This is a genomic window from Bradyrhizobium monzae (assembly GCF_021458635.1).
In the GTDB taxonomy this organism is placed as follows: domain Bacteria; phylum Pseudomonadota; class Alphaproteobacteria; order Rhizobiales; family Xanthobacteraceae; genus Bradyrhizobium.
This window is the reverse complement of sequence record NZ_JAIRDQ010000001.1, coordinates 1,444,041-1,459,073: the sequence shown is the minus strand read 5'-3', so window position 1 is coordinate 1,459,073 and position 15,033 is coordinate 1,444,041. Positions and strand designations below refer to the sequence as shown.

The window sequence follows — 15,033 nt, the reverse complement described above, 5'->3', positions numbered from 1 at the left end:
GTGTCAGCTTTCCGGAACGAGAAAGATCGCGGCGAGCGGCGGAATGGTGAGGCGGAGCTCGGGCGCCTTGCCGTCAACGGTCTGAACCTCGCCGATGTTCCCGACATTGGTGCCGCCATAATGGGCGGAGTCGGAATTGAACACCTCTTTCCACTTGCCGGCAAAGGGCACACGAACGCGGTAGTTGCGGTAGACGTTCGGCGAGAAGTTGACGATCACCAGGCACCGCGCGTGCTCGTCTATTCCCTTGCGCAGCCAGGCGAACACGTTGCGGTTGGCATCATCCGTGATTAGCCATTCGAAGCCGGCCTGGTCGCAATCCATCTGATGCAGCGCCGGCACTGCGCGATAGAGCCGGTTGAGATCGCGGATCAGCGACTGGATGCCTGAATGATATTTGTATTGGAGCAGGTGCCAGTCGAGTGACTGGTCGTGATTCCATTCGCGGCTCTGCGCGATCTCCGCGCCCATGAACAACAGCTTCTTGCCGGGATGGCCGAACATGAAGCTGTAATAGGCGCGCAAATTGGCAAAGCGCTGCCACTCGTCGCCGGGCATGCGGCCGAGCAGCGAGCGCTTTCCGTGCACCACCTCGTCGTGCGATAGCGGCAGGATGAAGTTTTCCGAGAAGGCGTAGTGCAGGCCGAACAGGATGTCGCCGTGATGATGCTTGCGGTGGATCGGATCCTTGCTGATGTAGTTCAGCGTGTCGTGCATCCAGCCCATGTTCCACTTGTAGCCGAAGCCGAGCCCGCCGAATTCGACCGGGCGCGAGACCTGCGGCCATGCCGTGGATTCTTCCGCCGCCGTGGTCGCCTGCGGGAAGCGGGCGAACAGTTCGGTGTTGAAGCGGCGCAGGAAGTTGATGGCCTCGATGTTCTCGCGGCCGCCATACTGGTTCGGAATCCAGGCGCCGGGCGGGCGGCTGTAGTCGAGGTACAGCATCGACGCCACCGCATCGACGCGCAGGCCGTCGATGGCGTAGCGCTCCAGCCAGAACAGCGCGTTCGACACCAGAAAATTCGTCACTTCGGTGCGGCCGTAATTGTAGATCAGCGTGCCCCAATCGAGGTGGCGGCCCTGCAGCGGATTGGCGTGCTCGTAGAGCGAGGTGCCGTCAAAGCTGCCGAGCCCGTGCGGATCATCCGGGAAATGACCGGGCACCCAGTCGAGCAACACGCCGATCCCCTCGCGATGGCAGGCATCGACCAGCGCGGCGAAATCCTCCGGCGTACCGAAGCGGCTGGTCGGCGCATAGAGGCCGGTCGGCTGATAGCCCCAGGAGCCGTCGAACGGATGTTCGCTGACGGGGAGGAATTCGAGATGGGTAAATCCCATGTCGCGCGCATAGGCCGGCAGTTGCTCGGCGAGTTCGCGATAGGTCAGCCATTCGTCGCCGTTCTTGCGCCGCCACGAACCGAGATGGACCTCGTAGATCGACATCGGTGCCGACAGCGCATTGATGCCGTCGGGCGCGGAACGCGGCCGCGGCAAGTGCGCTTCGTCGAACACGATCGAAGCCGTCTTCGGCCGCACCTCACTAGCAAATGCCAGCGGATCGGATTTCAGCGGCAGCAGATGGCCGTGTGGCCCGATGATCTCGAATTTGTAATGGTCACCGGCCTTGGCGTTCGGGATGAACAATTCCCAATAGCCGGCGCCGCGCACCCGCATGGGATGACGCCGCCCGTCCCAGAAATTGAAATCACCAACCACGGACACGCGACGCGCATTCGGTGCCAGCACGACGAAGCCGATGCCGTCGATGCCCTCGAGCCGCATCGGATGCGCGCCGAGCTTGTCGTAGATGCGTTGATGGGTACCTTCACCGAGCAGATAGAGGTCGAAATCGGTCAGGATCGGCGGAAAGCGGTAGGCGTCCTCGAACTCGACGACCTTGTCGCCGAATTTGGCGCGGAGCTGGTAGTGCCTGGAGCCGTTGGGCAGCGCGCCGATGAACAGGCCTGAATCGTGGACGCGATCGAGCCTTGCTACCTCGCCGTGCTCGCCCACGGCCTCGACATTGGAGGCCTCGGGCAGGAACGCGCGCACCACGCTCTTGTCTCCTTCGGGGTGCAGCCCGAGATAGTGGAAGGGGTCGGAGTGGCGGCCCTCGATGATTGCGTAGGCTTCGGCTGGCAATTTAGGCATGGGCTTCGCTCTCGGCACCGGACAAAATGCGAAGCAGGCCGGTCAGCGGCGCATTGAGCCCTTCCGGCCGGTGGGACAGCTCGTACTCTACCTCGTCGAACGCTTGATCAAGCAGGAAAAACCTTAACATGCTTTCTGCGGAATGGTTCTCTTGCGGCCAAAGCCGCCGATCGGTCATCGCCTCGCGATAGCCGGACAGGAAGGTCGTGGTGGCGTGTTCGCGCCATTCGCGGAGCGCGGCGCTGAGCCGGTCCTGCTCGTCGCTACCCCCGGAGAGCGCCCGGTTAAGTGCCGCGTTAACCGAAAGATCAATCGATCGGATCAGGCCCGCGACGTCACGCGCGGCGGGTAGCTTGCGCCGCTTGTCGGCCAGCGGCAGGCGCGGGTCGCCGTCGAAATCGATGATGAAGATATCGTCCTTCACGATCAGAGTTTGCCCGAGGCGGAAGTCGCCATGATGACGGATGTTCAACCCGCCGATGTCGGATGGCAAGAGCGCGTTGAGGTGGTCGGGCAGGGTTGCCCGTACCGCGGCCAACTGATCGATCAGCGGACGGTCGGCCTCGCGCAGGCCGTCCCGGCTGTCGCCGAGCCGGTCGAAGACCCGCTCGGCGCGCGTCTTGAGGTCCAAGGTCCAGCGCTTGACGTGCGCAGGACTGATCGGCTCGGGCGCGAGATCGGCGGGCTTTGCAGCGGCGAGCGCCACGTGCAGCTCGGCGAGCCGCCGGCCGGTCTGCGCCATGAAGTGCAGATAGGGCGCCTGCTCCTGGGTGACCCGGGGCATCTCGTCCACCGGCCCCAATCGCTGCTCATCGATGTAGCGGTCGAGATAGCCCGTGGTCACGGCCCAGCCGTCGCCCTGGTTTTCGACAAAGGCGTGCAAAACGCCGACCGCGCTGCGGCTCTTGCCCTCGACCAGCTCGATGCTGCCAAGCAACGCCGGCGCATTGGCAAAGCGGGCGACCTCGGTCAGGTAACAGCCGAGCTCGATCTCGGGATTGATGCCGCTTTCGAGCTGGCGATGGATCTTGGCGACATACTGGTTGTCGACCAGAGCCGTGCTGTTCGACTGCTCGACCGCGCGGATGCGCGCGGGCTCCTTGATGGTATATTCGGCGAAGCGGCTGGTCGGCTTGAATTCGAGCCTGAGATTGTTCTCGTCCACAACCAGATTCTGCGACAAGCCTCGCAGGAACAACCCGATGAAGATCTGATCCGTGGCGACGTCGAGCAGCGTGCCTTCACGTGCGCCCTGGCGCACGGCGGCAAGCGCCTTCGGGTTGAAGCGCTCGCGGTCGAAGCGCACCCACTCGATCTGCATCGGCAGCACATAACGTGTCGTGACGTCGTCCTGCGCCGTCTCGAAGAACGCAATCCAGGGCCTGTTGTCGCCGATTTCGCTGAACGGCACCGCTGAGGTCAGCGTGGCCTTGATGTGCTTGGGATTGTGCTCGGGATACCAGCGCGTGCGCGACAGGAAGCCCGGCAGCACGTCGCGCTCGAACACGCCGCGCTCGCGCGCCAGCGACACCCAATTCGAATTGACCGGCACCACCAGCGTCTCGAATTCCGGCACCGCGCGTGGCACGACCGGCTCGGACTTGTCGCGCTCGGTGAGCTGGAACCAATAGAAGCCGTATGGCCCCAGCGTAATCATGTAGGGCAGCTCGCCGATCGCCGGGAAGCGCGTGCGGCCGAGCATCTCCTGCGGGATGCGGTCCTTCCACGGCGTCAGGTCGAGCTCGGTCGCCTGCGCCGCGCGCGACAGATTGGCGACGCAGAGGATGACCTCGTCGTGATACTGCCGGACATAGGCGAGCACGGACCGGTTGGCCGGGCGGATGAAGGTCATGGTGCCGCGGCCAAAGGCCAGCGTCGACTTGCGTACCGAGATCAGCCGCTTGGTGGCGTTGAGCTGTGAGGACAGGCTTCGCGACTGCGCTTCGACGTTGACCGACTCGTAGCCGTAGACCGGATCCATGATCAGCGGCGCGTAGAGGCGGGCGGGATCGGCGCGGGAGAAGCCGCCGTTGCGGTCCGGGCTCCACTGCATCGGCGTGCGCACGCCGTTGCGGTCGCCGAGATAGATGTTGTCGCCCATTCCGATCTCGTCGCCGTAATAGATGATCGGCGTGCCGGGAAACGACAGCAGCAGCGAGTTCATCAGCTCGATCTTGCGGCGATCGTTGTCCATCAGCGGCGCAAGGCGCCGGCGGATGCCGACATTGATGCGGGCGCGAGGATCGTTGGCGTAGGTGGTCCAGAGATAGTCGCGCTCGACGTCGGTCACCATCTCCAGCGTCAGCTCGTCATGGTTGCGCAGGAATAGCGCCCATTGGCAGCTCGCGGGAATGTCGGGCGTCTGGCGCAGAATGTCGGTAATCGGGAAGCGGTCCTCCTGCGCGATCGCCATATAGATGCGCGGCATCAGCGGGAAATGATACGCCATCTGGCATTCGTCGCCGCGGCCGAAATATTCCTGCACGTCCTCCGGCCATTGATTAGCCTCCGCCAGCAGCAGCTTTCCCTTGGCATAGGCATCGAGCTCCTGGCGCAGGCGCTTGATGATCGCATGCGTTTCGGGGAGGTTCTCGTTCGAGGTGCCCTCGCGCTCGCACAGATAGGGAATGGCGTCCAGCCGGAAGCCGTCGACGCCGGCATCGAGCCAGCGTTTCATCACCTGGATGATGGCGCTGACGACACGCGGGTTGTCGAAATTGAGATCAGGCTGGTGCGAGAAGAAGCGGTGCCAATAGAACGCGCCGGCCTCGGGATCCCAGGTCCAGTTGGATTTCTCGGTATCCGTGAAGATGATCCGCGTGCCCTGGTATTTCTGGTCGGTGTCGCTCCAGACATACCAGTCGCGGGCGCTCGAACCGGCAGGGCTGCGGCGCGCGCGCTTGAACCAATTGTGCTGGTCCGAGGTGTGGTTGACGACGAGCTCGGTGATGACGCGAAGCCCGCGCTTCTGCGCCTCCTGGATGAAACGCTTGAAGTCCTTCATCGTCCCGAAATCGGGATTGATCGAACCGTAGTCGCCGATGTCATAACCGTCGTCGCGGCCGGGCGAGGGGTAGAACGGCAGCAGCCACAGCGCGGTGACGCCGAGATCCTGCAGATACGGCAGCTTCTCGGTCAGACCGGCGAAATCGCCGATGCCGTCATTGTTGCTGTCTGCAAAGGCCTTGACGTGCAGCTGGTAGATGATGGCGTCCTTGTACCAGAGCTCATCCACGATCTCGGCAGCCTCGGCCTTCTTGGTGTCGACGGAAGACAATACGTTCATGGCCTGATCCTTACGCCAGGCAGCGGAACAGCAGGGCGGGATCGCGGTCGGGATCGATACGCAACCTGATCCCGCCCCATTCGATGCGGGACTGTTCGCCTGTCATGAGATTTTCGAGGGTGGTGACGTGGCGGCGTTCGCCGCCGACGTCGATGGTGAGGTCGCCGAGCGGCAACCAGCTCTCGCGCGCATGGCGCGAGAGGGCGATGGCCGCGACAATGGTGTTGGCCGGTTCGGCTGCTTCCTTGGCGAAGGCGATGATCTCGCCGTCGTCGATGCCGAGGAAGCGTAAATTTGTGGTCTGCTGCAGCGCCGCGTTGTCGTTGCGGATGCGATTGAGCGCGGTGATGTAGGGCTTGATGTTGCCGGGCTTGTCCCAGTCGCGCTGGCGGATCTGGTACTTCTCGGAATCCTGATATTCCTCGCGGCCGGGGACGGCTTCGTGCTCGAGCAGTTCGAACCCGCTATAGAGGCCGTAATTGCCCGATAGCGTTGCCGCCAACGCAACACGCGACTTGAACATCCAGGCTTCGCCACTCTGGAGATGATAGGGCAGCAGGTCCGGCGTGTTGGCGAACAGGTTAGCCCGATAGAAGTCCCGCTCGGGATAGTGCGAGAGCTCGCCGAGATATTGCTCCAGCTCCGCCTTCGTCGTGCGCCAGGGGAAATAGCTGAACGACTGCGCGAAGCCGAGCTTGGCGAGCCCCTTCATCAGCTTTGGTCGCGCAAAGGTCTTGGAGAACAGGATCACCTCGGGATGCCGCAGGCGAATGTCGCGGATCAGCCACTCCCAGAACGGCAATGGCGCGGTATCGTGATTGTCAATCGCGAAGATGGTGACGCCGTGGTCGATCCAGAACAGCATGGCATCGCGAAACGCGTTCCACAGGCCAATCCGGTCGACGGAGGCGAAATCGGGGATTACGATATCCGAATACGGGCCGTCCGCCGTCCGCACCGAACGGTCCGGCCGCCATTTGAACCATTCCGGGTGCTGCGTCAGCCAGGGATGATCCGGCGAGCATTGCACGGCGAAATCGAGCGCGACCTCGAGGCCGTATTCGAGGCAGGTCGCGACCAGCGCACGGAAATCCTCAATGGTGCCGAGTTCAGGATGCAGCGTATCGTGCCCACCCTCGGTAGCGCCGATCGCATAGGGCGAGCCGGGCTCGCCCTCGGTTGCGACGGCAGCATTGTTGCGGCCTTTGCGGCGGGTGTGGCCGATCGGGTGGATCGGCGTGAAATACAGCACGTCAAAGCCCATCGCGGCGATGTCAGGCACGCGCGCGATGCAGTCGCGAAGCGTGCCGTGCTGGCCGGCGACCCGGCTCTGGCTGCGCGGCATCATCTGATACCAGGCGCCGAAGCGCGCTCTGTCGCGGTCGATGATCAGCGGGAAGTTCGCCGAGCGGGTCAGGTCGGGTCGCGCCTGGCTCTCGGCCATGGCCTCGCTCAGTTCGGTCGCAAGCAGCGGAGCGACATCGCCGCTGCCGAGATAGTTTTCGCATTGCCTGACGATCACGGCCGCGGCGTCCTGCCGCGCACCATGCGCCTTGGTCAACAGGCCCGCGCCCTCGATCGCATCCAGCGTGACATCGCCGCCGGACAGCTGCTTGCGCTCGAGCCCGTGGCGCCAGGTGGCGAATTCGTCGGTCCAGGCTTCGATGGCGTAGACATATTGGCCGGGCTCTGTCGGCACGAACGCACCGGACCAGCGGTCATCGCCATGATGGATCATGATCTCGCGCCGCCATTCGCGCTCCTGCTCGCCGCGCCAGATCAGCGCGGCGCTGATGGTGGCGTCGCCGTCGCGGTAGATGTCGGCCCACACCTCTATGCGATCGCCCGCGATCCGCTTCACGGCGAAACGGCCGCCGTCGATTAACGGATAGATATCTTCGATGAGGAAAGCGCTGCCTGAAGCGGCACTCTCGACAGTTTGAATTGTCTTGTTCACGGTGATGCCATTGACAAGAATGCAGGGGCCCGTTTCCCTTGTCGGGAACCTACGCTTGATACCTATATAGAATGCCGCTTGTGTGTCATTGGTTCCCCTGGGAACGGGAGGCGCGGTTTGTGAGTTAAGTGCGACTAACCTCTTCTGCGACCACGTTAAAATCGATGCCCCCGGCCTGAGAATGGCTTGCAAGCTGCGTGCCGAATGGACCTTTTAGCCCAAGCCCGGATCAAGGGCGTTCAATCCGAATTCGTCGATGCCCTCGGAAAGCTGCGGGTCACCGCGCCCGAGGCGCTCAAATCCATCCTCGACGCCCTGCCGGAGAAGCGGGTCTACCGCTTCGTCAGCGGACCTGTCGTGGTTCGCGCGCTGGGCAATCCGCGCACCGAGCTCGCGGCCATCGGCGCGGCGCCGCTGCAATGGAAGATCACCGGCGACGGCCAAACCAGCGGCAAGCCTGATGTGATCGCGCAAGGCGAGACGCGCGAGCCGGTGATCGCATGGCCCGACGGCCTGCCGCTCGGCTATCACCGGCTGACGCTGACCGATGCGAAAGGCGAGGCGGAAGAGGTGCCGATGATCGTGGCACCCGAGCGCGCCTTTGGCGGCGATTTCGACCGCGGCTGGCTCCTCGCCGTGCAGCTTTACAGCGTCCGCTCGGATCGCAATTGGGGCATCGGCGATTTCACCGATCTCGCCGGCCTGGTCAGGCTCGCCAGGCAATTGGGCGCCGACGGCGTCGGACTCAATCCGCTGCATGTCCTGTTCGACGATCATCCGGCCGATTGCAGCCCCTATTCGCCGAACAGCCGGCTGTTTCTCAATCCGCTCTATATCGACGTCGAGGCCATCCCGGAATTTTCGGCAGACCTCATCCCGGACGCGGGCACGACCGCCGCGCGGCTGCGCGAAGGTGATCGTGTCCCTTATGCCGATATGGCGGGGCTGAAATGGCTGGGCTTGCGCGCCGCCTTTGACAGTTTCGTGAAAACCGCGAGCGGGGTCCGCCGCAACCAGTTTGGCGCCTTCCGCGCCGACCGGGGGCCGTTGTTGTCGCGCTTTGCCTGCTTCGAGGTGTTGCGGCATCGTTTCGCGACGCCGTGGTGGGAATGGCCGGTGGAATGGCGGCAGCCGGACGATGCCAAATGCGCTGAATTGCGCAATGGCGCGGACAAGCACGAGGTCGAGTTCGTCGAATTCGTGCAATGGACCGCAGATTCGCAATTGCGCGCCGCCAAGGAGCTGTCGGCCGAGCTCGGCATGCGCGTCGGGCTCTATCTCGACGTTGCCGTCGGCGTACAGTCCAACGGCTTCGATGCCTGGAACGAGCAGGCCGCGATCTCCCGCCACCTTGCGGTCGGCGCGCCGCCGGACGTGCTCAACACCGTCGGACAGGATTGGGGCCTCGCGGGCTTCAACGCAGGCGGCCTGGAGGCGCAATCCTTCGTGCCGTTTGCCAACATGGTGGCCGCCTCGATGCGCCATGCCGGCGCCATCCGGCTCGATCACGTGCTGGGACTGAAGCGGCTTTACCTGGTGCCGCGCGGCTTCAAGCCCGACAACGGCGCCTATGTGCAGATGCCGCTCGAGGCGCTGCTGGCCGCGGTCGTGCGCGAGAGCGTCACCCATAAATGCATCGTGATCGGCGAAGACCTCGGCACCGTGCCGGAAGGTTTTCGCGAGACCATGCAGGATTTCGGCATCTGGTCCTATCTCGTCATGATGTTCGAGCGCGACGATGCCGGCCATTTCCGCAATATCGACCACTACCGGCCCAACGCGCTGGTCACGCTGAACACGCATGATCTCTGCACCTATGCGGGTTGGCGCTCCTTCAGCGATCTCAGGATGAAGCTGTCGCTCGGGCTCGATCCCGGCGAGGACGACCAGGCGCGCTGGAATGCGCTCGGCGGGCTCGACCAGATCCTGCGCCAGAACGGCATCAACGCCAACGATCTCTATTCGGTGCTCGCCTTCCTGTCGCGCACGCCGTCGCGGCTGCTCGCGGTGTCGATGGAGGACCTGCTCGGCGTGATCGACCAGCCCAACATTCCCGGTACGATCGACGAGCATCCGAACTGGCGCCAGCGTCTGCCTGTTGCGCTGGACAAGATCGCCTCGAAGGTCGATCTCGCGGCTTTGAAGGCCGCGACACGGGAACGTTCGCTGCCTGGCGGGAGTTGATGGCCTGAGGATTACTCAGGCTCGCACGACATTGTCAGAGAAGATCGAGGACTATGCGTTGATCGGCGACTGCGAGACCGCAGCGCTGGTCGGGCGCAACGGCTCGATCGACTGGCTGTGCTGGCCGGCCTTCGATTCCGACGCATGTTTCGCCGCGATCCTCGGCACGCACAAGAACGGCCGCTGGCTGGTCGCGCCGAGCGACGAGATCACCACCATTTCCCGCCGCTATCTCGGTGATACCCTCATCCTCGAAACGCGCTTTGAGACCAGGGACGGCGCCGTCTCGCTGATCGACTTCATGCCGCCGCGCGGCAAGGCCTCCGACATCGTGCGGCTGGTGCGCGGCCTCACGGGCACCGTGAAGATGCGGATGGAGCTCGTGATCCGTTTCGGCTTCGGCGTCGACATTCCCTGGGTGCGGCGGATCGACCATTCGCTGCTGGCGGTCGCCGGTCAAGACATGACGGTGCTGCGCACGCCGGTCGAGACGCGCGGCGAAGACCTGACCACCGTCTCCGATTTCGAGGTCAAAGCCGGCGCGACCGTGCCGTTCGTGCTGACCTATGGCCCCTCGCATCTCGATCCGCCCGCGCCGGTCGACCCGGAGATTGCGCTGCAGGAGACGGAGAAATTCTGGAAAGAGTGGAGCAGCCGCTCCACGCATGATGGCGAGTATCGCGACCTCGTCATGCGCTCGCTGATCACGCTGAAGGCGCTGACCTTTGGACCGACCGGCGGCATCGTCGCGGCGCCGACCACGTCGCTGCCGGAGAAGCTCGGTGGCGCCAGGAATTGGGACTACCGCTTCTGCTGGCTGCGCGATGCGACCTTCACGCTGCTGGCGCTGATGAATTCGGGCTACACCGAGGAAGCCTCGGCCTGGCACAATTGGCTGCTGCGCGCGGCCGCCGGCTCGCCGGCGAACATGCAGATCATGTACGGCATCTGGGGCCAGCGGCGGCTTTTGGAATGGGAGGCCGGCTGGCTCGATGGCTATGAGGGCGCGCAGCCGGTACGCGTCGGCAATGCCGCGCATGCCCAGCTTCAGCTCGACGTCTACGGTGAATTGATCGACGCCTTCCACCAGTCGCGCATGGCCAGGTTGAAGCTCGACGATGAAGCGACCTGGGCGCTGGAATGCGCGGTGGTCCAGCATCTCGCCGAAGCCTGGGACCAACCCGACCACGGCATCTGGGAGCGGCGCGGCGAGCCCCGGCACTACGTCTTCTCCAAGGTCATGACCTGGGTCGCCTTCGACCGTGGCATCAAGAGCGCCGAGACGTTCGGCTTCAAGGCGCCGCTGCTGCATTGGCGCACCCTGCGCGAGGCCATTCACCGCGACGTCTGCAACAGGGGTTTTGATGCGGAGGAGAACGCCTTCGTCGAATCCTATGGTTCAAAGCTGCTTGATGCCAGCGTGCTGCTGCTGCCGGCGGTCGGCTTCCTGCCTGCGGACGATCCGCGCATCTGCGGCACCATCGCAGCGGTCGAAAGGCACATGATGCGCGACGGTTTCGTGCTGCGGCACGATCCGCGCGAGATCTCCGAGGAGAAGCAGCCGATCGAGGGCGCGTTCCTGGCCTGCACGCTGTGGCTGGCCGACGCTCATGTGCTCGCGGGCGATCTCGACAAGGCGCAGGCGCTGTTCGATCGCGTGGCGGCGCTTGCGAACGACGTCGGGCTATTGGCCGAGGAATATGATTCCGTCGCGCGCCGCCAGACCGGCAATTTCCCGCAGGCGCTGACCCACATCGCGCTGATCAACACCGCGCACAACCTCTCGGCGGCGAGGCACGGCAGCGAGAAGCCGGCGATGCAGCGGTCGAAGCCGTGACTTAAGCGACCCCGTTCCGCTTCAAGATCATCTCCATCGCCTCGGCAAAACCGTCCTGTTCGTTGGTCGCGGTGACGTTCGTCGCCTGCTCCTTGACGCTGTCGGTGGCGTTGCCCATGGCGATCGAGGTGCCGCTGACGCGGAACATCGCGAGGTCGTTCTGCATGTCGCCGATGGTGGCGACCGCGTCGGTGGAGATGCCCAGCCGCTTGGCCATGGCCTGCACGAAGGTGCCTTTGTCGAAGCCAGGCGGGGTGATGTCGAGATAATAGGTCTGCGAGCGGACCGCCGTGGCCTCGCTGCCGAGCGCCTGCTGCATCGCCTTCTCGCAGGCCTCGAGGCCCGCCGCATCGGCGCTGGCGCCGACGATCTTGCAAGCGCTGGCGAGGTACGGCGTAAAGTCGCTCACGATGGTCGGCTCGGAGCGGATCGTATGCTGCTCATGCGCGACATATTTGCCGGTCGGGTTGTCGATCAGCCATTTGTCGTAGGTGAACAGCCAGATGTCGGCGCCGAACTCGCGGAGGATCTGCAAGCTGCGCTCGGCCGCGCTTTTCGGGATCAAATGCTGCTCGACCGGTTTCATCTCGGGATCGACGATCGAGGAGCCGTTGAACGGGCCGACCGGCAGCCACAGCGCCAGCGGCTCGATCAAAAAGCGCATGCCGATCGCAGGCCGGCTGGAGGTGATGGTGAAGCCGATGCCGGCCTGGTGCAGCCGCTGCACCGCGGACCGCGCGCGCTCGGTCAGCGTCTTGTCCTTCGTCAGCAGGGTACCGTCGACGTCGGAAACGACCAGTGAGATTTTCGTCATGGCTGCGCCCTGGGTTCCTTGGCCCTGCTTTTCCCGCCGTCGATTTTCAACTGCCGCACGATGCCGTCCACGATCGCCTCGACCGATTCGTCGATCGACGCCGTGATGACGTGCTCGCTCGCCTCGGGCGGCTCCAGCGTGTTGAACTGGCTGGTCAGGAGCCCGGGCGGCATGAAATGGCCCTTGCGGTGCGCGAGCCGGTCGGCGATCAGCTCCTGCGTGCCCTTCAGGAACACGAAGCGCACGTCGTCGCGTCCGCGCAGCAGCACGTCGCGATAGGTGTGCTTGAGCGCCGAACAGGCGATGATGACGTGCTCGCCCTTGTTGCAGACCCGTGCGATCTCGTCGGCGATGGCGTTGAGCCAGGGCCAGCGGTCCTGATCGGTGAGGGGATGGCCGGCCTTCATTTTCTCGACATTGCTCTTGGGGTGAAAGCTGTCGCCGTCCTCGAACCGCCAGCCGAGCCGCCTGCCGAGCAATTCCGCCACCGTGCTCTTGCCCGAACCCGACACGCCCATCACGATCAACGCACAAGGTGCTTTAACGCCCGCCACGAATTCCCTCCGGAAGCGCGGCCTGGTCGACCAGCCAGACGGTCTCACCATTCGAGCGCGCGCGTACGGCCGGCAGAGTCTCGCCATTGAGGAGGCGCGTCAAGATCGGCTGCTTGTCATGCCCGGCAATCTCGAACAGCATCTCGCGGCAGGAGGCCAGCGCAGGGAGCGTCAGCGAGACCCGCGGCACAAAGGGCGCGACATTGGCCTTGGGGACGCCGACGACCCAGCGTGCGGTCTCCTCGACGGCGGGATAGCCGGGAAACAGCGAGGCGGTGTGGCCGTCAGGGCCGGCACCCATCAGGACGAGATCGAACAGCGGCCGCGCCGGATCGAGTTGATCCGAGCCGTAAAAGCCTTTTAGCTCGCGCGCATAGGCCTCGGCGCTCTTGTCCGGGTTTTCGGCCATGGTCGGGATCGGATGGATATGACCTGCCGGCGCATTCCGATCGAGAAACGTGGTGCGGGCGATCGTCATGTTGTTCAGGGGATCGCTGTCAGGGACAAAACGCTCGTCGCCGATGAACCAGTGCACGCGATCCCAAGGGATCTTGTCACGCCAGGCGTCGCTGCCGAGCAGCTGATAGAGCTTCTTCGGGCTCGAGCCGCCGGTCAGGCAGATTGCGATTCGGCCGGCATTGGCAGAAATCCGCGCCATCACCCGGTCGGCCGCCGCCTGCGCCAGGGCCTCCGCGTCGGCGACGACGATCAGCTTCGGCTCATCGGCGGCTGCCATCACGAAAACTTCCGCCAGCTGCGGCCGTCGCGCCGCAGCAGTTCGTCGGCGCAGGCCGGGCCGTCGCTGCCGGCCTCATAGGTCTCGATGCCATTGGTGCCCGCGTTCTTCCAGGCATCGAGGAATGGCTGCACCGCCTGCCATCCGGCTTCGACCCCGTCGGCGCGCTGGAACAGGATGTTGTCGCCGATCATGCAGTCGTAGATCAGCGTCTCGTAGCCGGTCGAGGGATCGGCGCGGAAATAGTCGCCATATTTGAACTTCATCTCGACGCCGTCGATGGTGATGCTCGGTCCCGGGATCTTGGCGTTGAACTGAAGTTCGATGGTCTCGGTCGGCGCAATGCCGATGGTGAGGAAGTTTTGCGAAAGGCGGTCGACCGTCGTGCCCGAAAACATCGACAGCGGCGCCTGCTTGAACTTGATCGCGACTTCCGTGCGCTTGTGGCCCAGCGCCTTGCCGGTGCGCAGATAGAACGGCACGCCGGCCCAGCGCCAATTGTCGATCATCAATTTTAGCGCGACATAGGTCTCGGTCGTGCTGCCGGGCTTGACGTCTTCGGTCCTGCGATAGTCCGGGATCTCGTCGTCGCCGATCCGGCCTGCGAGATATTGTGCGCGCACCGAGCTCCTCAGCGCGTCTTCGTGGCTCGGCTGCTGGATCGCGGTGAGCACCTCGGCCTTTTCGGAGCGCACGGAATGGGCGTCGAAACGCGCTGGCGGCTCCATCGCAACGAGCGACATCAGCTGGAACAAATGGTTCGGCACCATGTCGCGCAGCGCGCCGGTGGAATCGTAGAAGCCGCCGCGATGGCCGACACCGAGCTTCTCCTCGACCGTGATCTGGATGTGGTCGATATGGTTGCGATTCCAGATCGGCTCGAACATGCCGTTGGCAAAGCGCAGCACTAGGATATTCTGAACCGTCTCCTTGCCGAGATAATGATCGATCCGGTAGATCTGGTGCTCTTCCATGATCTTCAGCAGTTCGGCATTCAGCGCCTTGGCCGATGCGAGATCGGTGCCGAACGGCTTTTCGATCACCAGCCGCCGCCAGGCGCCGTTCTCCTTCATCATGCCGGTGCGGCCGAGCTCGCGCGCGGTCGGTGCGAATGCGGCGGGCGGTGTCGCCAGATAGAACAGACGATTGCCGCCCGTGTCTTGTGCGCATTCCAGCGAATCCAGATGTTCGCGCAAGCGATCGAAGGAGGCCGGGTCCCTCGCATCGGCTTCGACGAAGGTCAGGCATTCCAGCAGCCTCCGGGCGATGTCGTCGTCCACGGGCCGTGTCGCGAATTGCTTCAGACCCTTCAACAGGCTGTCGCGCAGTTCGTCATCCGACTGGCCCTTGCGGGCCACGCCGACGACGCAGAACTTTTCCGGCAGCAGGTGCTCGGCGGCGAGATTGTAGAGCGAGGGCATCACCAGGCGATGGGTGAGGTCGCCGGTCACGCCAAAAATGACGAAGGCGCAATTTTCCGGCTTGCGCTTGGCTTGCTGGTCTTTTGTCACGAA

Annotated in this window: 9 protein-coding genes; 2 read left to right on the top strand and 7 right to left on the bottom strand. The window is 64.0% G+C overall.

Features of this window, described 5'->3' with window-relative positions:
• Positions 1-3 precede the first annotated feature (3 nt).
• From glgB to K3F49_RS07075, 3 genes are read right to left on the bottom strand one after another with little or no spacing between them, the layout of a single operon-like run.
• Positions 4-2,151 carry a 1,4-alpha-glucan branching protein GlgB gene (glgB, locus tag K3F49_RS07085; protein WP_234680163.1) on the bottom strand — a complete coding sequence of 716 codons (2,148 nt, stop codon included), beginning with the start codon at positions 2,149-2,151 and terminating at the stop codon, positions 4-6.
• A complete protein-coding gene (treS, locus tag K3F49_RS07080) occupies positions 2,144-5,437 on the bottom strand; it encodes a maltose alpha-D-glucosyltransferase (protein ID WP_234680162.1) in 3,294 nt (1,097 codons plus the stop codon). Before treS ends, glgB begins: the two co-directional genes overlap by 8 nt.
• A 10-nt stretch (positions 5,438-5,447) precedes the next feature.
• Positions 5,448-7,394 (bottom strand): maltotransferase domain-containing protein, encoded by a 1,947-nt coding sequence (locus K3F49_RS07075; protein WP_234680161.1) that lies wholly within the window; start codon positions 7,392-7,394, stop codon positions 5,448-5,450.
• 204 nt (positions 7,395-7,598) lie between these two features.
• On the opposite strand from K3F49_RS07075, the gene malQ reads away from it, so the two are divergent.
• Positions 7,599-9,578 (top strand): 4-alpha-glucanotransferase, encoded by a 1,980-nt coding sequence (malQ, locus tag K3F49_RS07070; protein ID WP_234680160.1) that lies wholly within the window; start codon positions 7,599-7,601, stop codon positions 9,576-9,578.
• Positions 9,579-9,609: 31 nt separating this feature from the next.
• Positions 9,610-11,415: a glycoside hydrolase family 15 protein gene (locus tag K3F49_RS07065; protein ID WP_234680159.1), complete on the top strand. Its 1,806-nt coding sequence runs from the start codon at positions 9,610-9,612 to the stop codon at positions 11,413-11,415.
• A gap of 1 nt (position 11,416) precedes the next feature.
• Here the strand turns inward: K3F49_RS07065 and K3F49_RS07060 are convergent, their stop codons facing one another.
• The 4 genes from K3F49_RS07060 to zwf are packed head-to-tail and all read right to left on the bottom strand — an operon-like array spanning position 11,417 to position 15,030.
• Complete coding sequence (locus K3F49_RS07060; protein WP_234680158.1) at positions 11,417-12,229, bottom strand: HAD family hydrolase; 813 nt, start codon at positions 12,227-12,229, stop codon at positions 11,417-11,419.
• Positions 12,226-12,783: a gluconokinase gene (locus K3F49_RS07055; protein ID WP_234680157.1), complete on the bottom strand. Its 558-nt coding sequence runs from the start codon at positions 12,781-12,783 to the stop codon at positions 12,226-12,228. The genes K3F49_RS07060 and K3F49_RS07055 overlap by 4 nt, the downstream gene beginning before the upstream one ends.
• The gene (pgl, locus tag K3F49_RS07050; RefSeq protein ID WP_234680156.1) at positions 12,770-13,519 is read right to left on the bottom strand and encodes a 6-phosphogluconolactonase; all 750 of its coding nucleotides are present in this window, start codon (positions 13,517-13,519) and stop codon (positions 12,770-12,772) included. The genes K3F49_RS07055 and pgl overlap by 14 nt, the downstream gene beginning before the upstream one ends.
• Positions 13,519-15,030: a glucose-6-phosphate dehydrogenase gene (gene zwf / locus K3F49_RS07045; RefSeq protein WP_234680155.1), complete on the bottom strand. Its 1,512-nt coding sequence runs from the start codon at positions 15,028-15,030 to the stop codon at positions 13,519-13,521. The genes pgl and zwf overlap by 1 nt, the downstream gene beginning before the upstream one ends.
• Positions 15,031-15,033: the final 3 nt, after the last annotated feature.